Annotated in this window: 23 protein-coding genes and 1 pseudogene; 11 read left to right on the forward strand and 13 right to left on the reverse strand. The window is 46.2% G+C overall.

Features of this window, described 5'->3' with window-relative positions; translation table 11 throughout:
• Positions 1 to 2: 2 nt before the first annotated feature.
• Positions 3 to 1,382 carry a TrkH family potassium uptake protein gene (locus HMPREF9698_RS03750; protein ID WP_003777442.1) on the reverse strand — a complete coding sequence of 460 codons (1,380 nt, stop codon included), beginning with the start codon at positions 1,380 to 1,382 and terminating at the stop codon, positions 3 to 5.
• A gap of 143 nt (positions 1,383 to 1,525) precedes the next feature.
• On the opposite strand from HMPREF9698_RS03750, the gene trkA reads away from it, so the two are divergent.
• Positions 1,526 to 2,887, forward strand: coding sequence for a Trk system potassium transporter TrkA (gene trkA, locus HMPREF9698_RS03755; RefSeq protein WP_003777444.1), 1,362 nt, complete (start codon positions 1,526 to 1,528; stop codon positions 2,885 to 2,887).
• A 16-nt stretch (positions 2,888 to 2,903) separates the two neighbouring features.
• Positions 2,904 to 4,355 (forward strand): TrkH family potassium uptake protein, encoded by a 1,452-nt coding sequence (locus tag HMPREF9698_RS03760; protein WP_003777446.1) that lies wholly within the window; start codon positions 2,904 to 2,906, stop codon positions 4,353 to 4,355.
• A 351-nt stretch (positions 4,356 to 4,706) separates the two neighbouring features.
• Here HMPREF9698_RS03760 and HMPREF9698_RS03765 read toward each other — a convergent pair whose 3' ends face one another.
• From HMPREF9698_RS03765 to HMPREF9698_RS03805, 11 genes and pseudogenes are all read right to left on the reverse strand, one after another.
• Positions 4,707 to 5,195 (reverse strand): YtxH domain-containing protein, encoded by a 489-nt coding sequence (locus HMPREF9698_RS03765; protein WP_003777447.1) that lies wholly within the window; start codon positions 5,193 to 5,195, stop codon positions 4,707 to 4,709.
• Between the two features lie 40 nt (positions 5,196 to 5,235).
• A complete protein-coding gene (locus HMPREF9698_RS03770; RefSeq protein WP_003777450.1) occupies positions 5,236 to 5,676 on the reverse strand; it encodes a hypothetical protein in 441 nt (146 codons plus the stop codon).
• A gap of 355 nt (positions 5,677 to 6,031) precedes the next feature.
• Complete coding sequence (proC, locus tag HMPREF9698_RS03775; RefSeq protein WP_003777451.1) at positions 6,032 to 6,817, reverse strand: pyrroline-5-carboxylate reductase; 786 nt, start codon at positions 6,815 to 6,817, stop codon at positions 6,032 to 6,034.
• A gap of 16 nt (positions 6,818 to 6,833) precedes the next feature.
• The gene (locus HMPREF9698_RS03780; protein WP_003777453.1) at positions 6,834 to 8,075 is read right to left on the reverse strand and encodes a glutamate-5-semialdehyde dehydrogenase; all 1,242 of its coding nucleotides are present in this window, start codon (positions 8,073 to 8,075) and stop codon (positions 6,834 to 6,836) included.
• 24 nt (positions 8,076 to 8,099) lie between these two features.
• Positions 8,100 to 9,176, reverse strand: coding sequence for a glutamate 5-kinase (gene proB, locus HMPREF9698_RS03785; RefSeq protein ID WP_040292524.1), 1,077 nt, complete (start codon positions 9,174 to 9,176; stop codon positions 8,100 to 8,102).
• Positions 9,177 to 9,383: 207 nt separating this feature from the next.
• The gene (locus HMPREF9698_RS03790; RefSeq protein WP_003777458.1) at positions 9,384 to 10,658 is read right to left on the reverse strand and encodes an ABC transporter permease; all 1,275 of its coding nucleotides are present in this window, start codon (positions 10,656 to 10,658) and stop codon (positions 9,384 to 9,386) included.
• Positions 10,648 to 10,929 (reverse strand): hypothetical protein, encoded by a 282-nt coding sequence (locus HMPREF9698_RS09245; RefSeq protein WP_003777460.1) that lies wholly within the window; start codon positions 10,927 to 10,929, stop codon positions 10,648 to 10,650. Before HMPREF9698_RS09245 ends, HMPREF9698_RS03790 begins: the two co-directional genes overlap by 11 nt.
• A 9-nt stretch (positions 10,930 to 10,938) precedes the next feature.
• Positions 10,939 to 11,007: pseudogene (locus HMPREF9698_RS09280) on the reverse strand (hypothetical protein); the annotation flags it as partial.
• Positions 10,979 to 11,434 carry an ABC transporter ATP-binding protein gene (locus tag HMPREF9698_RS09250; RefSeq protein WP_003777462.1) on the reverse strand — a complete coding sequence of 152 codons (456 nt, stop codon included), beginning with the start codon at positions 11,432 to 11,434 and terminating at the stop codon, positions 10,979 to 10,981. The pseudogene HMPREF9698_RS09280 and the gene HMPREF9698_RS09250, both read right to left, overlap by 29 nt.
• Before the next feature lie 5 nt (positions 11,435 to 11,439).
• On the reverse strand, positions 11,440 to 12,462 hold the full coding sequence (locus HMPREF9698_RS03800; protein ID WP_003777464.1) for an efflux RND transporter periplasmic adaptor subunit: 1,023 nt from the start codon (positions 12,460 to 12,462) through the stop codon (positions 11,440 to 11,442).
• Entirely contained in the window at positions 12,426 to 12,758 is a 333-nt protein-coding gene (locus HMPREF9698_RS03805; protein ID WP_003777466.1) for a hypothetical protein, read from the reverse strand. Before HMPREF9698_RS03805 ends, HMPREF9698_RS03800 begins: the two co-directional genes overlap by 37 nt.
• Before the next feature lie 373 nt (positions 12,759 to 13,131).
• Between HMPREF9698_RS03805 and HMPREF9698_RS03810 the strand changes: the two genes are divergently transcribed.
• The 8 genes from HMPREF9698_RS03810 (at position 13,132) to rlmH (ending at position 21,840) form a co-directional block, all read left to right on the forward strand.
• Complete coding sequence (locus HMPREF9698_RS03810; protein ID WP_003777468.1) at positions 13,132 to 13,623, forward strand: PTS sugar transporter subunit IIA; 492 nt, start codon at positions 13,132 to 13,134, stop codon at positions 13,621 to 13,623.
• 78 nt (positions 13,624 to 13,701) lie between these two features.
• Positions 13,702 to 14,409, forward strand: coding sequence for a response regulator YycF (gene yycF, locus HMPREF9698_RS03815; protein WP_003777470.1), 708 nt, complete (start codon positions 13,702 to 13,704; stop codon positions 14,407 to 14,409).
• A gap of 14 nt (positions 14,410 to 14,423) precedes the next feature.
• The gene (walK, locus tag HMPREF9698_RS03820) at positions 14,424 to 16,310 is read left to right on the forward strand and encodes a cell wall metabolism sensor histidine kinase WalK (protein WP_003777471.1); all 1,887 of its coding nucleotides are present in this window, start codon (positions 14,424 to 14,426) and stop codon (positions 16,308 to 16,310) included.
• The gene (locus HMPREF9698_RS08430) at positions 16,307 to 17,608 is read left to right on the forward strand and encodes a YycH family regulatory protein (protein ID WP_003777474.1); all 1,302 of its coding nucleotides are present in this window, start codon (positions 16,307 to 16,309) and stop codon (positions 17,606 to 17,608) included. Before walK ends, HMPREF9698_RS08430 begins: the two co-directional genes overlap by 4 nt.
• Positions 17,608 to 18,588 (forward strand): two-component system regulatory protein YycI, encoded by a 981-nt coding sequence (locus HMPREF9698_RS03830; RefSeq protein ID WP_003777475.1) that lies wholly within the window; start codon positions 17,608 to 17,610, stop codon positions 18,586 to 18,588. The genes HMPREF9698_RS08430 and HMPREF9698_RS03830 overlap by 1 nt, the downstream gene beginning before the upstream one ends.
• A 233-nt stretch (positions 18,589 to 18,821) precedes the next feature.
• Entirely contained in the window at positions 18,822 to 19,634 is an 813-nt protein-coding gene (locus HMPREF9698_RS03835; protein ID WP_003777477.1) for an MBL fold metallo-hydrolase, read from the forward strand.
• 88 nt (positions 19,635 to 19,722) lie between these two features.
• A complete protein-coding gene (locus HMPREF9698_RS03840; protein ID WP_003777479.1) occupies positions 19,723 to 20,916 on the forward strand; it encodes a S1C family serine protease in 1,194 nt (397 codons plus the stop codon).
• 444 nt (positions 20,917 to 21,360) lie between these two features.
• Positions 21,361 to 21,840 carry a 23S rRNA (pseudouridine(1915)-N(3))-methyltransferase RlmH gene (gene rlmH / locus HMPREF9698_RS03845; RefSeq protein WP_003777480.1) on the forward strand — a complete coding sequence of 160 codons (480 nt, stop codon included), beginning with the start codon at positions 21,361 to 21,363 and terminating at the stop codon, positions 21,838 to 21,840.
• Positions 21,841 to 21,977: 137 nt separating this feature from the next.
• Here rlmH and HMPREF9698_RS03850 read toward each other — a convergent pair whose 3' ends face one another.
• Entirely contained in the window at positions 21,978 to 22,277 is a 300-nt protein-coding gene (locus tag HMPREF9698_RS03850) for a 4a-hydroxytetrahydrobiopterin dehydratase (protein ID WP_003777482.1), read from the reverse strand.
• 246 nt (positions 22,278 to 22,523) lie between these two features.
• On the opposite strand from HMPREF9698_RS03850, the gene HMPREF9698_RS03855 reads away from it, so the two are divergent.
• The gene (locus tag HMPREF9698_RS03855) at positions 22,524 to 23,003 is read left to right on the forward strand and encodes a GreA/GreB family elongation factor (protein ID WP_003777484.1); all 480 of its coding nucleotides are present in this window, start codon (positions 22,524 to 22,526) and stop codon (positions 23,001 to 23,003) included.
• The last annotated feature ends 92 nt before the right edge of the window (positions 23,004 to 23,095 follow it).

Raw genomic sequence — 23,095 nt, forward strand, 5'->3', positions numbered from 1 at the left:
TCCTATCCTATTAAGACATGTCCTTTAGCGTATTTAACATTTATTTTTTGACGTTTATTAACCTGGAGGGCAGCAAAGAAGGTGATTGGTCCGATCCGGCCAATAATCATCAAGAGCATCAAAATGGTCTGGCTGATCCGGCTGAGGCTAGCGGTTAAATTGGCCGAAACCCCAACGGTAGCCAGAGCAGAAATGACTTCAAATACAATGTACTCAAATTTGACTCCCATGTCAAAGATGCTGATTAAAAAGGAAGAAAGTAAGGTCAAGATGACAAACATGATCCCAATGACCAAGGCTTTTCTAGCAATATTTTTGCTGATGGAGTGGTGGTGGTAGTTAAGGCTATCTTCCTGGAATATTTCATTTTTAATTAGTAAAATAATAAGCATGACACTAGAGGTTTTCACCCCACCAGCTGTTGACCCGGGTGACCCGCCAACAAACATTAAGACGAAGGCGATAATGAAAGAAGGTAGAATCATCTGGGTATAGTCAATGGTGGAAAAGCCGGCTGTTCGCATAGTAGCCGATTGGAAGAAGCCTACTTGGACTTTATCAACCAAGCTGTAGCTTCCAATGGTTTGGGGGTTGGACCATTCTGTCAACAAGAAGGCCAGGGTTCCTGACACCAATAAGAAAATAGTTACAGTCAATACCATCCGAGTGTGGACGGAAACTTCTTTAAAGGGAATCCGATTTTTCCGGAAACGTGATTGGATGGCGGACTTAGCCATGGCCAAAACTTCAAACCAGCCAGAAAAGCCCAAGCCTCCAGCAATAATGAGAAAGGGAACGACGATGTTGATGATGGGATTATGGGCATAGTTAATTAAACTGGTTGCACCCATGTTATCAAAACCAGCATTGTTAAAGGCTGAGATGGAAGTGAAAAGGGAATTGAAAATTCCTTTCAGCCAACCAAACTGTGGGACAAAGACAAAAGACAGGATAAAAGCACCGATGGCTTCTAGGGTACTAGTCATTTTAAGAATCATAATGATAAAGCTAGGAAATTGAGACTGGTCAAAGCGGTTGAGGGATTCAGACAAGAGGACAGTTTGGCTGTGGTTGATCCGGTGGTTAATCCCGATAAAAATGGCTGCCACCAAAGTTAATAGGCCTAAGCCCCCGGTTTTAATCAGGACCATGCAGACAAATTGACCAAAGGTGTTGTAGGTAAGGTAGACCGGTTGGGTATAGAGGCCGGTTACGCATATCATGGATACTGCTGCAAACAAGTGGTCAAAATAGCTGGCTTGGGACTGGTCGGTTTGAGAAATCGGTAGATTTAAAAGTAAAGATCCCACTAGGATGATAAATAAAAAACTTAAGACGATTTTAAATGGGGTAGAAAGACGGTGTTTATGTAAGCTTTTCATCGTAGCATCTCCTTATAGCATAAGGCGATAATACCTTGATTTTTCGGGAATTACAATAGGTTATTTAAAATTACTTTAATATTTGCTATGATTGGGTCTATATGAGTAGTCCAGCCAGGTTACTAGAGATAGGAAGGTTACAGATGAACATTATTGTTGCTGGTGGTGGCAAAGTTGGGGAACTACTTAGTGTTGAGTTGACCAATGAAGGCAATAATATTACCTTGATTGAAAAAAACGAGAAAAAATTAGAGCGTTTAGTTTATAAAAATGATATTACAGGCGTCATCGGAAACTGTGTCGACTATAATACCTTGGTGGAAGCCCAGGTGGAAGATGGGGATATTTTTATCGCCGTGACTTCTGAAGATGAACTCAATATTATCGCTTGTATTATCGCCCAAAAACTGGGGGCCAAGCACACCATTGCCCGGGTCCGTAATCCTGAATACTCGGCCCACATCGATTTTATGGAAAATGACCTCAATATCTCCCTTATGATTAACCCTGAAAAAGAAGCAGCGGAAGACATTATGCGGGTCATCCAATACCCGGAAGCTTTGAGTATCGAAGAATTTGCCAATGGCCGGGTCAACCTATCTGAATTATTGATCAAGGAAAATTCCCCCTTGATTGATGTTAAAATTAGTGATTTCCGCCAGAGATTTGGCAATATTTTGGTGACGGTTGTTTTACGGGATGGCCAAACCTTGATCCCAAGTGGGCAAACTGTCCTCAAAGAGGGGGATGAAATCTACGTTGTCTCAACCAAGGAGAAATTAAATGAATTCTATGCCAAGGTCAACGGTAAGGTGGGCCAGATCAAAACTGCCTTGATTATAGGCGGTGGCCGGATTACCCATTACCTTATCGGTCTACTCTTGGACAAGGGTGTCAAAGTCAAGGTGATCGAGCAAAACACCGGTGCGGCCAAGTCATTGAGCTCCCTGTATCCCAAATGTGTGGTGGTCGAAGGGGATGGGACCGACCAGTCCTTCCTGGAAGAAGAGCGGATTGGGTCCTATGATGCCGTCATTTCCCTGACCGGGGTGGATGAAAGCAATATCTTAACTTCCATGTTTGCCATGACCTTTGACCCTAAAAAGGTTATTACCAAGGTTAGTCGGACGGACCTCTTGCGGATTATGTCCTTGATAGGTTCCATTAGCTTGCAAACCATCGTCACCCCTAAACGTCTCATTGCCTACAAGATTATCCGCTATGTTCGGGCCCTCAAGTACCATTATTCTTCCCACTTTGAGAACTTTTTCCGGGTGGCCAACAACCAGGCAGAAGCCATGCAGTTTGAAGTGGGGTCTGAATCAAAAATCATTAATATTCCCTTGATTGACCTCAAGTTAAAAGATGACCTCTTGATTGCCTTTATTGTCCGTGGTGACGACCTTCTTTTCCCAACTGGGGCTGACCGCATCTTGCCTGGCGACAAGGTGATTGTGGTGACGACCCGCAAAGTTCTGGATGAGATTGACGAGATATTGAAATAAGCGAGGATGGTGTTGGATGAACAGACAGATGATCAAATACCTGGTGGGTCGCCTGCTCTTTTTTAATGGCTTATTCTTGCTCCTCCCCCTAGGAGTCAGCTTCTATTACCGAGAAGACTTGAGATACATACTCAGTTACTTGTCCGTCTCCCTTTTTTCCTTGCTTCTGGGTTATTTAATGTCTCACAATACCCCCAAGCAATTTAACATCTATGCCAAGGAAGGCTTTATCATTGTCAGTTTAACCTGGCTTTTGATGTCCTTGATGGGGTCCTTGCCCTTTATCTTAAGCGGGGACTTTAGCTCCGTTTTTGATGCTATTTTCGAGTCCACTTCTGGCTTTACCACCACAGGGATGACCATTTTAAATGATGTGGAAATTTTGTCTCGGTCCAACCACTTCTGGCGGGCCTTCACCCAGTTTTTAGGGGGAATGGGAATCCTGGTCTTTGCCTTGGCCATCCTGCCTTCAACCGATAGTGAATACATGAATGTTTTAAAGGCAGAGGTGACAGGGCCTCGCTACGGCAAGGTCATGCCCCGGATTACAGAGTCAACCCGCTACTTGTTTTTTATCTACATCAGCTTGGCTATTCTTGTTGCCTTGGCCTTGGGTTTTTTTGGCATGAAACCCTTTGACGCCATTATCCATACTTTTGGGGTGGCGGCCACTGGGGGCTTTAGCATGTACAATAGCAATGTGTCTTTTTATAACAGCATAGCCATTGAAAGTGTCCTAGCAGTGGGGATGCTTCTTTTTGGGATTAACTTCAACCTTTTTTTCCTGGCTATTTCAGGCCACATCAAAAAAGCCTTCCAGTATGATGAACTCAAGTGGTATTTGGGGATTATTGGCTTAGCAGTCCTCTTGGTCAGTGTCAATATTTATTTCGTCTACCAGTCCTTCCCCGAAGCCTTCCACCAAGCTGGTTTTACCGTGGTTTCCATGATTACCTCTACCGGGATTGAGCTGTCACCTGTTGGGGAATGGCCCATTTTCTCTAAGTTTATCCTCCTCCTCTTAATGATTATCGGTGGGATGGCTGGGTCGACTTCAGGTGGTTTCAAGGTTTCCCGGGTCTTGGTTTTAGTCAAAACCATGTTTGCAGAGGTTAAGCAAAATGCCTATCCTAACCGGGTTGTGACCATTCATTTTGAAGACGAACCCCTGGATGAGCGAGTTATCCAGTCTACTAGTCGCTACCTCATCGTCTATATTTCCACCTTTATCCTCCTCTTGCTCTTTATGACCCTGGAGTTTTCTTCCTTGTCAGCTGCCTTTAGTATTGTGACGGCAACCTTAAACAATACTGGCGTCACCCTTGGGACCTTGGGAGAGGTCGAAAGCCTGGCAGCGGTCAGCCCTCTGAGCAAGCTGGTCCTATCCTTTGCTATGATTGCCGGTCGTTTAGAAATTTATCCTCTCTTGATTTTCTTAACACCTTCTACCTGGCGCCACCATATTTAAAAATGGTTAGGTTTGTCGGATTGTCAGTTAAATGATAGCCGAGAACCATGCTTTATTTTTGGAAAGGACAATAAAAACATAAGTTATTCTCGAACTTAAGTTCAGGTTTGAGAATTTTGCTGGTTTTCTCAAACTACAAGTGTTATTTGAGAATTTCGCCGTGATTTTCTCAAACAACATACGTTATATGAGAATCGGAAATTTCCAACTTTAGCAGGCTAAATTTCTACAATCCCTGACAGAAAAATAACTTATACATCCCCAAAGCAAGACGGGGGATAAACTTATAACAAATTAAAGTCAAAAAAGCCCAGGGTCCTTGCTCTCAGGATCCTGGGCTTTTTCTTGGTCTTATTCAGGATTGGCTTGGAAAGAAGGGTCATCTTCTAAGTCTTGGTCATCCAAGGCTTCATCTAATTCACCGCGGGGGACAACCTGGTCTTGGTGAGGCTCTTGGCTGGTGTTTTTGGTGTCGCCTAGGTCAAGGTCTTCCAAGACATTGTCTGGGACTCTATTTAAGTCACCTTGGTCGTCTTGGCGGGTCACCTGGTCTCTTTCTTCAAGTTCTTGCTCAATTTCAGCTATGGTCCGGGCTAATTCTTCTTCTTGCTTGGCAGCCTCTTCTTTTTCTTCCTGGGCTTGGACCTTGGCTTCTTGGTAGGCTTCATCGAAGTCATCTTTTAGGTTGTTGGCATAAACTTTGGCTTCTCCACCCAAGCGTTTGGCTTCTTTTTTAAGGTCTTTCCGCAATTCTTTGCCCGATTTAGGGGCAAATAAGAGGGCTCCGAGTGCGGCCCCAGCTGTTAAGAATATCGTTTTTGATAGGCTAACTTTTGGCATGCAAACCACTCCTTGTTCAGATGATTAAACTTGTAATGCTCTAGCTATAGCGTTCTTTTTGTTTTTTGAAGGTGCCTTTCAAGGCTTTTTGGTAAAGCTTGAGGTAGGCTGGCCCTTCTTCTTTGATCTTGTCAGTCAAGTTTTGACGAGAAGATTGTGAAAAGTCCTGGCTCTGGTCTTTAAGGTAGGCTAGTGAAGCTGATAAGCTTTGGAATTGGTCTTGTAGTTCATCAAGCGATCCTATTTTTTGCTGGGCATCGACTTGGGTGATTGCCACTCGTTCTTGGATTTTTTCGATCCGGTCTTGGATGGCCTGACCTTCTTTCCCATACCGGTCGACGGCATCTTCGATATTTTCAGACAAGGAATCCATTTTATTAAGAGTTGGTTTCACTTTTTTTGAAGCTACGACAGCAGCAATGACTATGGCAACAATAGCAATAATGACAAGAGACAAAGCGATAATGTAGGGAGTAGACATAATAACCTCCTAATCTACCTGCTCAGAAAGAGACAGAATAAAATGAATAAATAGATGAATTAAGAATACCACGAAAGAGCCCTAACGACAAGCATGATCCAAATTATTTGTCCTGAAGGAATAGTTAAAATTCTTTCAAAAATCTGCTTAATGGGAAAAAGAGTGGCTGTTTGGCCTTAGCGAAATCTTTTGAATGGAAAAGCAAAGCTAAAAAAGTTCCTGTCTTGGCGGTCTATTAAAATAAGCAAACCCTAATTTTGGTTTTTGGCTAGTTTTCTCTGCCGGTCTGACAAAAAATCAATTCCCAGTTTTTGGTAAGGGCCATTTTTGGTCGGTCTGTAAAAACAAGATTTCCCTAGTCTTCCCCTAACTTTTGGTTTTGGGCCAAAGCAGAGTTGACCGCATCGATGACGGCGTGGCGGAACTTGTTTTTCTCTAGAGATACCGACCCAGCTATGGTCGACCCGCCTGGGGAAGTGACCTGGTGGCGGAGCTGGGCTGGGTGGTCGTCTAAGCATTTGACCATGAGGCCGGCCCCAAGCAGGGTTTGGCTGGCTAGCAGCTTGCTGTCGCCATAAGTCAAGCCGTTTTGGATGCCGGCATCGATTAAGGCTTCGATAAATTGGTAGGCAAAGGCTGGACCGCATCCTGCGATGGCTGTGGCAGCATTCATGGCTTTTTCGTCCAGGAATTTGACCTCCCCAGACTGGGCCATGAGGTCTTCAAAGAGGGAGATTAGGTCAGGGTTATAGCAGGTATAAGTGGTCATGCCAGCTCCAAGCCTTAAGGGAGTGTTGGGCATCATCCGGATTAGCCGGTCTTGGGGGACAAATTCAGCCAGGCGGTCTAGTTGAATGCCTGCCGCCATGGAAACCCACACTGTTTCATCCTTGACCGGGTTTTTTTCGGTCAAGTTTTTTAAAAGGGGGACTAGTATATTGGGTTTGACCCCAAGGAAGATGAGGTCTCCTGACTGGGCAATGGCCTGGTTGGAGACAACCTCCCCTCCAATGTCTGCTTGGAGGGCTTTTGCCTTGTCCTGGTTATGGTTACTTAAGAGGAAGTCCCCTTCTTGGCTTTTAGCAACAGCCCTAGCCACGGCGGACCCCATCTGACCTAGACCGATAAAACCGATTTTCATCCTAAAACTCCTTTCCTTATTGCCGGATTTGGCCATTGCCTGCAATGACGTATTTGTAGGTAGTCATTTCATTGAGCCCCATGGGACCCCGGGCATGCATCTTTTGGGTGGAAATGCCTAGTTCGCAACCCAAGCCAAATTGACTGCCGTCGGTAAACCGGGTGGAAGCATTCACATAAAGGGCGGCAGAGTCCACCTGTCGGGTAAATGCTGCCTTGGCCTGGTCGTCTTCAGTGATAATGGCTTCACTGTGGCCGGTGGAGTGGGAGTTGATGTGGTCAATGGCCTCTTCTAAAGAGGGAACGACTTTGACCGATAGCTTGTAGTCCAAGTGTTCGGTATGGAAGTCCTCTTCTGTCCCTGGGGTAAATTGTTGGAGGTAGCTAGCTGCTTGGTCATCCGCCAGGAGCTCAACCCGGCCGCCTAGTCTGTCTTCTAGGCGAGGCAAAAAGCTTGGGGCTTGGTCTTGGTGGACTAGTAGGGCTTCGGCTGCATTGCAAACAGAGGGCCGGTCACACTTGGCATTTTCGACGATATTTAAGGCCATGTCTAACTTGGCACTTGCGTCAACGTAGATATGGCAGAGGCCGGTTCCTGTTTCGATCACAGGGACGGTGGCTTGGTCGACCACTGCCTGGATCAAGCCAGCGCCACCCCGGGGGATCAGGAGGTCTACCTGCCCCTTGGCTGTCATTAATTCTATCGATGAGGCCCGGCTGGTATCTTGGACCAGTTCCAGGACTGTGTCAGGAATAGGGCTGGTGGCAAGACCGTGCTTGAGGGCTGTGACAATGGCTTGGGAAGTTTGGAAGGCTTCCTTGCCACTGCGCAAGATAGTGGCATTGCCACTTTTGAGGGCCAGGGCTGCCGCATCGGAAGTTACATTGGGCCGGCTTTCATAGATAATGGCGATCAGACCAAAAGGCTCAGCTAGCTTGTTAATGACTAGACCGTTGGTAGCTTCGTATTGGTCCAGGATTCGGCCAGCCGGGTCAGGCAGGTCAATAAGGTCCAAGATCCCCTGGGCCATGTCCTGAATGCGACTTTCAGTTAAGAGGAGGCGGTCTTGCATGACTTGTCCGATCTTACCTTCTGCCTGGGCCATGTCTTTTTGATTTGCTTGTAAAATGTGGTCTTTTTCGGCCAAAAGTTGGTCCGCCATGGCTTGTAAGGCCTGGTTTTTATCCTGGCTAGAAGCCTGGTTGATAGAAGCTTTATTCTTTAGCAAACTGACTAGTAGTGCTTGAGTTGTAGTCAAAATTGTCGTCCTTTCTAAACTATCTTAGAGGGTAACCCAGTCATTGCGGTGGATCACAATGCCCTTGGGTTTGGAGCTTTGGAGGAGCTTGCGTAAGTCATCGGCCGTCATCCGGGCCCGGCCTCGTCCGATTAAGTGGTGGTCGCTGGCCCGGTAAACTTCAATTACGTCCCCAACCTTGAATTGCCCCTTGACCTCTTTGACCCCAGCGGCCAGGAGACTAGACCCCTCTTCTTTCATGGCCAGACTAGCCCCGTCGTCAATATTAATCGAGGTTTGGGCCTTGGCATAAAAGGTCATCCATTGCTTGCGCTGACTGAGGTTTTCTGCTTTGGCCTTGAACAAGGTCCCTTTGATGTTCTGGTTAAGGGCTTGGATCAGGGCTGTATCGGACTGGGAGGAACAGATAAAAACAGGGACTCCAGCCTTGGTGGCCATTTCAGCCGCTTGGATCTTGGTCGTCATGCCACCCGTTCCATTGGCCGACCCTGCACCTCCAGCCATCTGGTAGAGGTCGGGTGTAATTTGGTTAATGACAGGCAGGTGGCGGGCAGTAGGGTCTTGGCTTGGGTTGCCGGTGTAAAGGCCGTCAACATCGGTCAACAATACCAGTAAGTCGGCCTTGAGTAAGGAGGCTACCTGGGCGGACAGGGAGTCGTTGTCACCTACCTTCAATTCTTCAATGGCAATGGTATCATTTTCGTTAATGATGGGGATAGCCCCGTGGTTGAGCAAGACACGGAGGGCACGGGAGGCATTTTTATAACGTCTGGCATCGGAAAAGTCTTCTTGGGTCAAAAGAACTTGGGCCGAGCAAATGCTGTCCATCATCAGGTTGTGGGTATATTCTTCGATCAAGAGGCCCTGACCCACAGCGGCAGAGGCTTGTTTTTCGGCAATCCGGCTGGGGTAGTGGCTAAGTCCGAGCCGGCTAAAGCCAGCAGCTACCGATCCCGAGCTAACCAAGACCAGTTTGTGGCCTTGCTGGTGGATTTGGGCTAATTGCCGGGTGATCCGGGCCAACTTAATCCGGTCTAAACTGCCATCCTCTTGGGTCAAGGAAGAGGTCCCTACTTTAAAAACAAATAATTTTTTCTCCATAATCCTACCTAACTTTATCTCTTTATTACCTGCATTATAACACACCTCAAGCCTCCTGCCAGATGGAAAATAGCAGGTTTGGCCTTGGACAAGCCAGACTTGGGCAAGCAAGATTTTTATTGACTAGACAAGCCCAGCCCTAATAAAAAGGATCCAGCCAGGCTGGATCCCTTCTTCAGTTTGTATTCAATACCTTTCTGCCCCTACTTAACGTAAGATTTCCACCACATTTTTCTTGGCGGCTGTCCGTGCTGGAAAAACGGAGAAGACCAGTCCAATAACGGTTGAGACGATAACGGAGACCAGGGCAGTTGGCAGGTCGATGATGGCATTGTAGGGGAGGTAGTTGGAGATGATAAAGGCAAGGCCAATACCCAAGAGATAGCCTAGGAGACCACCAACAAGGGTGATGGCAATTCCTTCAAATAGAAATTGCAATTGGATGCTTTTTTTGCTTGCCCCCATCGCCCGGCGGATTCCGATTTCCTTGGTTCGCTCTGAAACGGAAATATACATCATGTTCATGACCCCCACCCCAGCAATAAAGAGGGAGATAGAGGCAATGAAGGTGATGAAAAGGGTGATTAGTTGCAATTGCCGGCCGATTTCTGTCATAAATTCAGACACATCATCGTAGTCATAAGACCCCTTGTCATTTTCGCCTCCCGCTTCTTCCAAGTAGTTCTTGATTTGGCGGTTGGTTTGGGCCATGTTGCTACCTTCTTGGTAGTATACGTTTAGGTTAAAGTCAGGGAAGACTGGTCCATTTAAAAGGGTAAAAGTCTCCTGGGGTAGGTAGACTTGGGGTGGAGTGGATATGGCTTCCTGAAAAGGGCTGTCCATTGCTTCCGGGTCAGTGGGCTCTTGGCTTTCATAAATGCCTACCAAGGTAAAAGCCTGGCCTTCAACCGTGAGGGTTCGGTGGATGAGGGCATCAAAATTCAGTTCGTTTGGGAAAAGTCTGGAGGCTAGGTCGGAATCGATCATGGCATAGCGGAGGTGACGGTCACTGTCTAGCTTGGTCAAAGCCCGGCCTGCTAAAAGGTTAGCTTGGACATTTTCTGAAGGTTTGACATTAACATAATTATCCTCGTACTCCCCCTCCATATCATCTGGTGACCCGACTGAAGATTCGTTTGATTTTACTTCCAGGTAGTGTTCTTCTTCCTCCGTGTTCCCCAAATCGGCATCGAGGACTCCTGGCATGGTCTTGATTGTCTCCAGGTTTTCCTCTGTAAAGGGTTTTAGGGAGAGGTAGTCATCTACGGTCTCTTCGTTGATAAAGTAAAAAGATTGGTTAATCCGGCCCTGGCTATCCTTGGTCAAGGAGTCCACCATTTGCTTGCGGTAGCCGGCCCCCAAAGAGAGGATGGTGATGACGGCAGCAATGCCGATGACGATCCCAAACATGGTCAGGATGGTCCGCCTCTTGTTGAGTTTCATGGTGAGAAAGGCAGTTTTAAGCAGTTCGCTAAGCCTCATCCACTCCACCTCCTTGGTTTTCAATCACTTGCTCTTGCTTGTATAAATTGGCCAGGCGTTCTGCTTCCTGGCGGTCTTTTTCTTCTATCTTCCCGTCAGTAATGACCAGGTGGCGGCTGGCATAGGACTGGAGAGTGGGGTCGTGGGTCACCATGACCACCGTCACGCCTTCTTCCTCATTGATCCGCTTTAAGATGGCCATGATGGAGGCAGAGGTTTTGCTATCTAAGGCCCCGGTCGGCTCATCTGCAATTAAAAATTCCGGTTTCATGACCAGGGCTCGGGCAATGGCTACCCGCTGACGTTGGCCACCTGAAAGTTCAGGGGGGGTAGTTCTTGACCTTGTCAGCTAATCCCATATCCTCTAAGATTGCAGCTACCTTTGCTACTGTGTCCTTGGCCCGCATGCCCTGGTAGAGGAGGGGGAGGGCCACATTGTCTTTGACGGTCATGTTTTCGATCAGGTTAAAACTTTGGAAGACGAAACCTACTTTTTGGTTACGGTAGTTTGAGATGACCCGGTCGCTATAGGACTGGACCAAGTCGCCCATAAAGTAATATTGGCCGTCAAAATCATTGTCTAAAAATCCCAAGACATTGATCAGGGTCGACTTACCAGAACCGGACGGCCCCATGATGGAAATAAATTCCCCCTTGTGGATGGTTAGGTTAATGTTTTTAAGGACCTGGAGCCGGTCTCCGGCCAGGTCGTAAGACTTGTTGAGGTCCTGGATGTTAATAAGGGCCTGTTTGCCACTGGTATCTTTACTTGTCATCGATTCTACCAACCTTCCATCGCTTCACCTACAGCTTCCTCACCGTAGTCTTCCATCCCTTCCAAGTCTCCTTCTTCCATACCGGTATCCAGGCTGACAGACTGGCCGTCTTCTAAACCGTCAGGATAGAGGATGACTTGGGTCCCTGCCTTGAGGTCTGCCTGCTTGGTTACCTGGGCTTGCCCAGCTGGTTCTGACTCCAGTTTCACTTTTTTAACGGTTTGGCTGTTTTCTTGGTAGGCAAAGACATACTGGTCGTCCCCTTCTAGGACAATGGCTTCAGAAGGGATGGCGATACCGGGGACTTGGATGAGCATTTCAACGGAAAAGCCTGGTTGAATGTAGTCATCCGGCTTGACTGTAAAGTTAAAGTTGCTGGCTTGGTCTCCTCCCAGGTCTCCAGCCCACATACCGGAGTCTAGGTTCTCTTCATCAGAACTTTGGCTTCCTTCTTGGCCCGAACCTGGGAAGCGGTCATATTCCACCATCTTGCCTTTTAATTCCTTGTTTTCAGCTGGGACGAAGAGGTCCACAATCCGGTTGTCTCCCAAGGCAAAAAATTCAAATTCATTAACCGAGCCTCGGATGTAAACCTGGTCCCCCACCAAACGGATAAAAGCCTGGCGGTTGTCATCCCGTCCTCTTTGGTCCAGGTAAACCGTCCCGTCTGCCTTGGCTAGGACATTTTGGTAGAGGCTGTTTTGGGCCTGGGCCAGTTTGGCTTCCAGGTCTTGGATTTGGAGGTTGACTTCCTGGATGGCTGCCTTGATGCTGGCGGGGTCGTCAGCAGGGGGGTCTAAGGCTAGGTCAGGCTCTACTCCTTCTTCACCCACTTCTTCCTCCTGGTCTTGACTTGCAAGTAGTGGTTCTTGTATATTGACTTGCTTTTGGTAGTTGGCCCAAGCATTTTGGGCATTGGCCAGGCTAGCTTGGAGGGCTTGTCTCTGGTTGTAGAGCTTGGTTTGCTCTCGTTTGAGTTCGTCGATTTCAACTAAAGATTCCTGGTCTGTCTTTCGGTAGGTAAACAAGCGGTCGCCTTTTTTACTTCTTGGCCATCTGCCACATGGACGGTTTCGATTTCTCCCAGTTCAGGGTCATAAGTATAGCTTTGGTCCACCTGGAGCTGGGCAAATCCCTTAACGGTGATGGGATCTTGTTCATAGAGGGTGGTCGACTGGTATAGGTCTTCTGCTTCTTCTAAGTCTTCTCCTCCTGCAACTTCTGGGCCACTTGAGCTGAAGTAGGTCCAAGCCAAAAGAAAGAGGGCCAGGATAAGACCAATAGCCAGGAGGGTTAGGACGAGTTTTTTGATTCTGCCAGACATATCATCTGCTCCTTTTTTACACGGCAGCCTCTAGGAAGAAATTGTATTCCTTTTCATAAAAGGATCGACCCCACCAGCCACCATGCAGTATTTGATAAATAAAATATAATCTCATTTGACCAGGATGGCAATAGGAAAACGACCTTAAGGTTAAAAATAGGGCTGAAGACCGATTGGCCAGGCTGCAATTGGATCATAGTTGACTAAAATGGCCTGGTTTGCTGCCAAGTGGTTAAAGGGGGGAATGGTTGGCCAAGCAGGCTAGAAATTAAAAAACCTTTTTAAGCCAAGATCATGCCAAAAGAGGATTGTCTGGCTGAATATTACCTGTTATGATTAGGGAATACAATACATATTGAGTGGAGAGCTGATAATGGGCGACAAAAAAGAATTAATACTGAAGGCAGTGACAGATGGTCAAGTGATTCCGGTAACCGAGGTTAAGGATGTCGTATTTTCTGACAAGATGATAGGGGATGGTTACGGCGTCGTCCCTTCAAGCGGGGCCATCTATTCACCTGTGTCTGGTCAGATTAGCCAGTTAGCAGGCAGTCACCACGCCTACTATATTAACCTGGCTGATGACAACAAAATCCTGATTCATGTGGGACCGGATGCCATCTTACTCAATGGCCAGGGTCTGACCAGTCAAGTTAAGCAGGGAGACGAGGTCCAAGCAGGGGACTTGCTCGGGACAATCGACTTGGACTACCTGAAGAGCAAGCGACCGGACCTGGCTATCTCGGTTGTCTTTTTGTTTAACAAGGACTTGGACCTCAACGTTGAGGTCTACCCCCAAGACCAGGCCCAGGCCAAGCAAAGTCAGGCTTGTAAAATAAGTTACCAAGAGCTTGACAACCGCTAAGCTCGAATTGAATCCAGACCCTTGATGAGATATAATATTACTGATTATCAGGATCATAGCTAGTAAAGGAGGATAATAATGAAGAAAATACTAGTGGTTGATGACGAAAAACCTATTTCCGATATTGTCAAGTTTAACCTTGAGAAGGAAGGCTATGAAGTCGTGGTTGCCTTTGACGGCGAAGAGGCCATTGAGGTTGCTAACCAAGAAAACCCTGACTTGATCGTATTGGACTTGATGCTACCCAAAAAGGATGGTTTGGAGGTTACCCGCGAAATCCGCAAAACTCATGACATGCCAATTATCATGGTCACTGCCAAAGACCAAGAAATTGACAAGGTCTTAGGTTTAGAGATGGGAGCCGATGACTATGTAACCAAGCCTTTCTCTAACCGGGAATTAGCCGCCCGTGTCAAAGCTAGTCTAAGACGTCAATCGGTTGTCCAATCGGCTGAGGAGAGTCAAGAAGAGGAAAATTCCGACATTACGGTAGGGGATTTAACCATCCACCCCGATGCCTATATTATTTCCAAAAAGGATGAGACCATCGAATTGACTCACCGGGAATTTGAACTCTTACACTACTTGGCCAAACACCTCGGTCAGGTCATGACCCGGGAAAATTTACTTGAGATTGTTTGGGGTTATGACTACTTTGGTGATGTCAGGACCGTTGATGTGACCGTTAGACGGCTGCGGGAAAAAATTGAAGACAATCCCAGCCATCCTAATTATTTGGTAACCAGAAGAGGAGTAGGCTACTACTTGCGAAATCCTGAAGAGTAAGGGAGTTAAGCGTTTTGGCTAAAAAGGGCAAGCAGAAAAGAATACCTTTTATCAGCTCCATTTCAACAAAAATTATCTTTGTCATTGTCATGATCCTTCTATTTGCCCTGCAATTTATCGGGGCAAATTTTATTACGCAGATTGAACAGAACCTGGTCAGTAACTTCCACCAGGAGCGACGAAACCAGGTTTCCTATATCCAAACAGTGGTCCGCCCCTACCTGGAGCTACTCCATGCCCCTGAACAAGATGAGGATATTGACCCCCAAGCAGAGATCCAAAACCTGATTAATGACTATTCGGGTCCTTTAGTGACCGAGCTGTCCATTATTGACACCGATTCGTCCATCCTGGCCTTGAGTGATGATACCCGGCAGGGGCTGGTCGGCCAGCTGACTGACGATGATGCAGCACGAAATGCGGTTATCCAAGGGCAGAATTCTACCCAGCAGGTCATTGATCCGGCTACAGGCAACCGCCGCTACAAGATTATTGAGCCAGTCTATTCCAGCGAGGATAATGCCACGGTTATCGGGGCGGTCAGCTTGGAAAGTAATATTGAATCAGTCTACGATGAGGTGGATGAGATCACCTTTGCCTTTATCCAGGCCTCCGTCTTAGCCATCATTGTGTCTCTAGTCTTGGCTAATATTATCTCCCGGGCCATCACCAAGCCGATTATTGACATGCAAGAGTTAACCAAGAAAATTGCGGACGGTGACTATTCCGGTCAATTGACTGTCCACGGTAACGACGAGTTGGGTGAGTTGTCCAATTTGATCAACCACCTGTCAGAAGAAGTCGCTACAGCCCAGGAATCCATAGAATCTGAACGTCGAAGATTGGACATGGTTTTGACACATATGACAGATGGAGTTATTGCAACAGACCGGACTGGCCGGGTGACCACTGTCAACCCCATGGGTCTAGAATTTTTAGACCAGGAAGAAGAAGATGTTAAAAACCAAGACATCCGGACCTTGATTGACTTGGACAAGGAGACCCAGCTGGAAGATTTGGTAAACCAGTCCGATGATATTTATATTGACCCCGAACATACCGTGGAAGGCTTGATTCTCCGGGCCACCTTCTCAGCCATCCAGCGTCAGTCAGGTTATGTGGTCGGTTATGTTTGTGTCCTCCACGATGTGACTGAGCAAATGCGGATTGATTCAGAACGGAAGCAATTTGTCTCCAATGTCTCCCATGAGTTAAGAACACCCTTGACCTCCATGCGAAGTTACCTTGAAGCCTTGTCGGATGGAGCTTGGAAGGACAAGGACCTGGCTCCCCGCTTTTTACAAGTCACCACTGACGAAACAGACCGGATGATCCGGATGGTGGAAGACCTCCTCCAATTGTCTCGGATTGATACTGGGCGGAGCCAGTTGAACTTAGAGATTATTGATATCAAAGAACTGTTTGACCATGTTTTAGGCCGGTTTGAAATGCTTTTGAATTCAAATGATTACAGTGGCCAGTCTTATTCGATTGAACGTGACATCATGGACGAAGTGGTCTTTGTCGAAATTGACACCGACCGATTTATCCAGGTCCTAGACAATATTTTAAACAATGCTATCAAGTACTCCCCTGATGGGTCTAAGATTACAGGACGGGCCAGACATAATACTTATACCGACCGGGTGGAATTGTCCATCTCTGACCAAGGGATGGGGATTCCTCAGGCCGACTTAAACAGGGTCTTTTCCCGATTTTACCGGGTAGACAAGGCCCGGTCCCGAGCCATGGGGGGAAGTGGCCTAGGTTTGGCTATTTCTAAAGAGGTTGTCGAACAACACGGTGGTAATATCTGGGTAAGAAGTGAAGAAGGGGTTGGCACCACCTTCTATATTTCTCTTCCGATTGTACCTTTCGAAAGTGAGGATGAACTGGCATGACCTACTCCCGCATCAAATACGTCATACTAGCCTTGTTAATCTTGTTGAGTATCTATTTGAGTTACAAGATTTGGGTCCCTGTCAGTGACCAGGATGATGGCTATCTTTCCCAAGGAGAGAACCCTAGCCCATCCAGCCTAGTTGAACGAGATACCAATGAAGTCTACTCCCCCCACCAATTTATCTACCACCAAGAAGATGAATCTTGGTCCTATGACCCGTCTGTCTTTAACGATAGCTTTAGCAGGACCATTGAAAGCATGAGCTTAGACACATTGGGCGAAGGGGAGGACTTATCCCTAGAAGACTACCAAGACCAGGTAGCTGCCAGTAGACAGGCTTTGGAGTTGGTCTTTTCAGCTCCCCTTCCCTTTGGCTTGTTTGGGACTAGTTTTGACAATATCCCAACCGACTTGGCTGACCAAGAGTTTGACAAGGTCTTAATTGACCTAGATTCTCCCCAGGAGCTTGATTTTTACAATAGCCAGGCCGAGACTCTCTACAAGGTGAACTTGGTGAGTCTAGACCTAAGTGAAGCAGAGGACCTCTTGGCTGATGAGGGCAACCGCCTCTTCAGCGTTTATCCCGAAAAAATTCAAAACAAGTATGCCTACCTCCCAAATACAGAAGTGACATTGCAAAACCACTATCATGTTGTGGAACGCCTGCCGAACAGCCTGTACTCCACCCACTTTTTCCCTGATCCATCCGGTGTTGAGCTCCGGGTGTCTAATAATATTTCCCGTTACATTGACTTGCAGACCGAGTTGCGGATTAACAATGCGAGTGATGTTTTGACCTACTTCCGCCAGTTAAGTGACTTGAATGAAATGTCAACAAGTGAGCGCTTTATTGCTAGTCGTAACGAGCTCAACACCTTGGAAAATTGGCCTAATGAAATCAAGTATGACGGGGTAAACAACCAATTTAAGCAGGTTGTCTACCGCAGATACTACAATGGCTGGCCTGTCTTTAGTGAAGGGGACCTCAATACCCTGACTGAAGTTGGTGTTTTAGAGGAAGGTTTGTCCCAACTCCGCTTACCCCTCCTTATCATTCAAACCCCCTTGTCCATTGATGACGATGAGGAAGTTAGTCTAGCTTCAGGAGAAGAAGTTATTGCGGACTTAAGGAGTGTGGTTGATTTAGACTTGATCCAAGACTTGACCATTGGCTATACCTGGGATGATGACAGGGAAGAAGACCAGGTTGTCAGGCTGACACCTGAATGGTTTGTTAAAAGCCAAGATAAGTGGACAAACATGGATGACTTTATGGACCAAGGAGGCGATGTTTAATGGACTTTAAAAAAATTGAGACCATCTTTATCATCGCCTTTGCCATCTTAAACTTGTATTTATTTAATAGTTACACCAACCGAACCAGCCTCCACTATGCCACTAGTTTTGACGACTCAGTCAATATTGTTGAACGGATGGACCAGTCTGATATTAATCTTCCAAATTTTGAGGAAGTTGAGCATGAGGTCAAGGCTGTCCAAGCTGATGACCACGATTTACTGGAGGAAGAGGCGATTGACCTAGAGGACCAGGCAGGCTCTGTTTCTAGTGATGGGTCTTATTACACTTCCTTCCTGTCCAACCCACTTGAATTAGATGGCAATCCTAATGACGGATTTACAGACAGCGATTATATGGCTATTGAGGAATTTGTCAAATCAGACTATGTATTATTTGGACAGGAGTACAGCTTTGGCGAGTTTGACCCTGAAACGAGTCGCTTTATTTACTACCAAACCGTTAACGGTCTACCGGTTATGGATGGAACTTCGCAAATATCCTTGTTCATTGATTCCAACAACGATATTTTCTCCTACCACCAGCTCTATGCTGGGCCGATGACAGACCAAGGTGAGGAGGAAGAGACCATTACCGACTTGGAAGCTGTTCAAATCCTCTTTCAAAACAATGACATTCCACCAGGTTCGACTGTTGACCTGCCCATCTTGTCTTACCACCGGACCCTCGACTTAGAAGATTTGAGTATTTATACCCCAGTTTGGGTGGTCCGGGTTTCGACTTCTTCCGGTAAGCAAAGCTTCCGGGTTCACGCTTTAAATGGGACTATTATCCAAAACCCAGCTGTCTTTCCCCTTGAAGAGGAAGAAGAGGACCAAGAGTCAGGTGATGATGAGGGCGACCAGGATTTTGAAGAAGCTGACGGTGAGGATGATGGCCCAGACCAAGATCCGACTGAAGACGACGATGAAGGCCAAAATGACCAGGACCAAAATGCAGAAGAACAGATGAATGATTAATCTTGCTAGGGCAAGATAACCCATGAACTCATGCTTTAGACACATGGAGGGCCTAGCTTGCTAAAACCACTTTAACTTTCACTAAGAACGTCAAGGACCAGGCAGTTTTGGCTCGGCTAAGTTCTGCAGGAAGGGCTTCATCCTCCCCTTGCTTAGTTTCACTTATTGTTTGATTATCGAAAAATTCTATTTTAGACTTATAACGATGAAGATAAAGTGTTAGGAGAATTGTCATGGATAAGGAAACAGGAGATGACATGCGGGTAAGCGTATTAGCCAGTGGTTCAACTGGTAATATGACTTACATTGAAACAGACCAGGTAAAATTATTAGTTGATTGTGGTTTTTCGGGCAAAAAAGCCCAGGAACTCTTGGCTAAGATTAACCGTAAACCTGATGATTTGGACGGGATCTTGGTCACCCATGAGCACAATGACCACGTTAAGGGTGTCGGAGTCTTATCCCGCAAGTACGACTTGGATATCTATGCCAATGAAGAGACTTGGCAGGCCATGGCTAAGAAGATTGGCAAGGTTGACCCTGCCCACCAGCACCATTTCTATAAAGACCAAACGAAAATATTTCAAGACTTGGATGTGTCCAGTTTTGGGGTGTCACACGATGCAGCCAACCCCCAATTTTATAGCTTCCAAAAGGCCAACAAGCGTTTTGTTATCCTGACCGATACAGGCTATGTCAGTGACCGGATGCGGGCTTACTTGAAGAATGCGGATGCCTACCTTTTTGAAAGCAACCATGACCTATCCCTCTTGCGGATGGGGCGGTATCCTTGGCCTCTCAAGCAGCGGATTTTAGGCGACAAGGGCCACCTGTCCAATGAAGACAGTGCCTTGGCCCTGTCAGAAATAGTGGGTGACAAGACCCGGAATGTCTTTTTGGGACACTTGAGCTTAGAAAACAACATGAAAAATATTGCCCATGCTACAGCCGAAGAGATCTTAGACCAAAAAGACACAGGTGTGAACTACCAGTATGAACTGCACGATACTGACCCTTATGAACCCAATCCCTTGTTCATTGTCTAGCGGTTACAATTGATTTGAAATTCTTTCATGTCTTTTTCAAACCAATGATTTATAATAAGGGAGAGAAATTCGGTAAAGGAGAATATGAATGAAAAAGACACTTAAATCCTTACTTATCGCTTCTGCCACCACTTTAACCTTGGCAGCTTGCCAAGACCCTGAAAGCGGTCAAGCACCCAACCAGGAAGAAGAAACCACCGAAAACCAGGAAGGCCAAGACCAGGGACAAAACCAAGAAGGCCAGCAAGTGGCTGTCCAGACTGATGTGACCCAAGCTGTTGAAAATGTGGAAAATGCTGTTGTGACCATTATCAACAAACAACGGATACAAAATCCTTTCAGGGAGTTTGGCTTAGAATTGCCGGAAGAAGAGGAGGCAGAAGGTGACCTTGGCGAAGCCGGCACCGGTAGTGGGGCTATTTACCGAATTGATGGCGACCAAGCCTATATTTTCACCAACAACCACGTGGTGGAAGGGTCCGATGCCATTGATGTCCTCTTCTCTAACGGGGAGACAGTCGAAGCTGAAATCGTTGGAGCTGATGAATACACAGACTTGGCTGTGTTGGCTATTGATGCCCAATATGCCGATACCGAAGTAGAATTTGGCGATTCAGAAGGCTTAACCTTAGGCGAACCTGCTGTGGCCATTGGGTCTCCTTTAGGCAGTGACTTTGCCCTGTCCGTTACCTCCGGGGTAGTTTCTGGGGTTAACCGGACAGTTCCTGTCGATATTGACAATGACGGGACCATGGACTGGGAAATGTCTGCTATCCAAACAGATGCAGCCATCAACCCTGGCAACTCAGGTGGTCCTTTGGTTAACGCCAGTGGCCAAGTGATCGGGATCAACTCTATGAAGATTTCCTCCAATGCAGTGGAAGGCATGGGCTTTTCCATCCCAAGTAACGATGCCGTATCCATTATTGAAGAGTTAGAAGCCAATGGTGAAATTGTTAGACCAATCCTAGGTGTCTCCCTCCTAGATATTAACCTCTTGTCTGAAGAGCAAATAGCTGAAATCACCGGTACAGACCAGGAAGTTGAATCCGGTACAGTCATCATGGATGTCTCTCCTGGCACTTCTGCCGACAATGCTGACCTAGAAGTCGGAGATATTGTGGTTGGCTTTAACGGCCAAGAGGTTGAAAATAGCATGCAACTCCGCCAAGCCGTCTATGAAACCCGGGTTGGTGATGAAGTAGAAATTGACATTATCCGTCAAGGGGAGAGTATGACCCTGCCAATTACCATGGAAACCGAAGATATTCTCTCAATGTAAACAAGGAAACATAACTGATTAAATCAATCAGGCTGGGTTGTTTCAAGCCCGGCCTTTTTACTGTGGAAAAAACTGATTTATTTCCAGTAAAATATCTGTTAAGATACTTCTTGTGAACAAATTTATCCACAGTGTTAATAAGCCTTGGCCAAGTTGATAACCATAGGCTAAAAGTATCCACAGGACGATTTTGGATTGTGGATAAAGGGATGGAAAAGTTAAAGTAACCTCCTAGAAAGGTTTTAGGCATAGGTTTTTTAACCTAGTGAAATAAGACTGGATGTGTAAAAAAGCTGTTGATAAGTGTGGATAAAAGAAAGGGATAAAAATAAAGTACACTCTTGTTTGGTTTAAATTATTGTCAATATAAGGTTGATATTTTGTAAAGGGAACATTTTATACACAATTGTGGATAAGTCAGTGGATAAGCGAAGGGAGACATGGATGCAGGTTAAAGTCATTGCTGTGGGTAAGTTAAAGGAAAAGTATTTAAAGAAGGGAATTGAGGAGTATGCTAAGCGCTTAGGAGCCTATACTAAGTTTGAGATTGTGGAGGTAGCAGATGAAGAGGCCCCCGAAAACTTAAGCCAGGCAGAAATGAACCAGGTCAAGGCTCTTGAAGGCGACCGAATTTTACAAAAGCTCTCTAGCCAAGAAGTTGTCTTTGCCCTGGACCTAAACGGCAAGCAAATGACTTCTGAAGACTTTGCCCAGACCTTGGAGGACAAGATGACTTACGGCCAGAGTAAGTTGACCTTTATTATTGGAGGGTCCTTGGGCTTAAGCCAAGAGGTTCTTGACCGGGCCCAGCACCGGCTTTCCTTTGGCCCAATGACCTTCCCCCACCAAGTCATGCGGTTGATTATAGCCGAGCAAGTCTACCGTGCCTTTCGAATTATCCGCAATGAACCCTACCATAAATAAGGAAAAGCGACTTTCCGCCTCTTGGACGGGAAGTCGCTTGTTTATTTAATCGTCGGTATCGTTATTTTCTTTGAGGACCATAATCAAGACGATTAAAATCGGAAGCCATAGAAGAGGATTCATTTTAATCCTCCTTTTTACTGGCTATCGATTTGGTCAATTTTCTGAGCTAATTTGAAGTCATTTGCGGTTAAGCTATTGGTTTGGAAAGTGTGGATGGTTATCTTGACCTTGCCCCAGGTTAAAAAGATATTGGGGTGGTGGTTGATATCCTCTGCTACTTGGCCAACTTTATTGGTGAAGTCGAGGGCTTGTTTGAAGTCATCAAAGGAATAGGACTTGCTAATTTTCTTGCCCTCCACTAATTCCCAATTGTCTAAGTCAGCTAATTTGTCTTGGATTTCTTCTTTGGAAATATCTTTTGGATTATCAGTCATGGGCAAAACCTCCTAGACTCATTATACAAAAGCAAGGCCTGACTGACTAGTCAAGTGCTTAGCAAGGAAGTGACGAGTTAAAGCAAGGTCTTAGCAACTTGTCATATCGTTTTGATGACTCTGAAGCTTAAAGGCCTGGTGAAGTGCCTGGTATATCTATATATGGTCTTGTGTGCTATAATAGGACTGTTATGGTCCTTTAAGGTCTTACAAAGACTGATTGGTCTAAAGAGAGGAGTTTGTAAGATGGACAATAAATTTCCGATGACTAAAAAGGGTCTCAAAAGATCGCAAAAGCGACTAGAGGACTTAAAAAACCAGTCCAGCAAAATGCTTGACCGGATGAAAGATGCGAGGGGGAATGCTGATATCCCCATCAATTCAGACTTCACCTTGGCCAAAGATGAATACAAGTATGTTGAAAAGCAGATCAAGGAAATGGAGAATATGCTAGACAATGTGGTCTTGATTGAAGAAGGAGAGGGTGAAAGTCCGGTGGTAGCCGTGGGTAAGACGGTTACCTTTAGAGAATTACCAGACGGGGACCAAGAGACTTACACCATTGGCGGTAAGGCAGAAGCTGACCCCTTGGCTGGTATTATTTCCTATGAGTCTCCCATGGCAGTGTCCTTGTTAGGCAAGCAGGTCGGTGACCAGGTGGAAGTGGACCTTCCCCAAGAAAAAATCAAGGTGGAAATTGTCGACGTTCACTTGGCTGAGGATTAAAAATGCTAAATTCCTAACCTTGCTTTAGCCCTTGCTAATATCTCGCCACAAAATGAATAACCGTTAGCAGTTGGGCCAGTATTCTTGGCCCA

Source organism: Alloiococcus otitis ATCC 51267 (assembly GCF_000315445.1).
Classification (GTDB): Bacteria; Bacillota; Bacilli; order Lactobacillales; family Carnobacteriaceae_A; genus Alloiococcus; species Alloiococcus otitis.

Coding starts and splice junctions, on each gene's coding strand:
- HMPREF9698_RS03850 (WP_003777482.1), bottom strand. CDS start 22,277: ATGACTGATAATCCAAAAGATATTTCCAAAGAAGAAATCCAAGACAAA.
- yycF (WP_003777470.1), top strand. CDS start 13,702: ATGAAGAAAATACTAGTGGTTGATGACGAAAAACCTATTTCCGATATT.
- HMPREF9698_RS03855 (WP_003777484.1), top strand. CDS start 22,524: ATGGACAATAAATTTCCGATGACTAAAAAGGGTCTCAAAAGATCGCAA.
- HMPREF9698_RS03835 (WP_003777477.1), top strand. CDS start 18,822: ATGGATAAGGAAACAGGAGATGACATGCGGGTAAGCGTATTAGCCAGT.
- proC (WP_003777451.1), bottom strand. CDS start 6,817: ATGAAAATCGGTTTTATCGGTCTAGGTCAGATGGGGTCCGCCGTGGCT.
- HMPREF9698_RS09245 (WP_003777460.1), bottom strand. CDS start 10,929: ATGAAACCGGAATTTTTAATTGCAGATGAGCCGACCGGGGCCTTAGAT.
- rlmH (WP_003777480.1), top strand. CDS start 21,361: ATGCAGGTTAAAGTCATTGCTGTGGGTAAGTTAAAGGAAAAGTATTTA.
- HMPREF9698_RS03830 (WP_003777475.1), top strand. CDS start 17,608: ATGGACTTTAAAAAAATTGAGACCATCTTTATCATCGCCTTTGCCATC.
- HMPREF9698_RS03760 (WP_003777446.1), top strand. CDS start 2,904: ATGAACAGACAGATGATCAAATACCTGGTGGGTCGCCTGCTCTTTTTT.
- HMPREF9698_RS03770 (WP_003777450.1), bottom strand. CDS start 5,676: ATGTCTACTCCCTACATTATCGCTTTGTCTCTTGTCATTATTGCTATT.
- HMPREF9698_RS03750 (WP_003777442.1), bottom strand. CDS start 1,382: ATGAAAAGCTTACATAAACACCGTCTTTCTACCCCATTTAAAATCGTC.
- HMPREF9698_RS08430 (WP_003777474.1), top strand. CDS start 16,307: ATGACCTACTCCCGCATCAAATACGTCATACTAGCCTTGTTAATCTTG.
- HMPREF9698_RS09250 (WP_003777462.1), bottom strand. CDS start 11,434: ATGACAAGTAAAGATACCAGTGGCAAACAGGCCCTTATTAACATCCAG.
- HMPREF9698_RS03790 (WP_003777458.1), bottom strand. CDS start 10,658: ATGAGGCTTAGCGAACTGCTTAAAACTGCCTTTCTCACCATGAAACTC.
- proB (WP_040292524.1), bottom strand. CDS start 9,176: ATGGAGAAAAAATTATTTGTTTTTAAAGTAGGGACCTCTTCCTTGACC.
- HMPREF9698_RS03765 (WP_003777447.1), bottom strand. CDS start 5,195: ATGCCAAAAGTTAGCCTATCAAAAACGATATTCTTAACAGCTGGGGCC.
- HMPREF9698_RS03840 (WP_003777479.1), top strand. CDS start 19,723: ATGAAAAAGACACTTAAATCCTTACTTATCGCTTCTGCCACCACTTTA.
- trkA (WP_003777444.1), top strand. CDS start 1,526: ATGAACATTATTGTTGCTGGTGGTGGCAAAGTTGGGGAACTACTTAGT.
- HMPREF9698_RS03810 (WP_003777468.1), top strand. CDS start 13,132: ATGGGCGACAAAAAAGAATTAATACTGAAGGCAGTGACAGATGGTCAA.
- HMPREF9698_RS03805 (WP_003777466.1), bottom strand. CDS start 12,758: ATGTCTGGCAGAATCAAAAAACTCGTCCTAACCCTCCTGGCTATTGGT.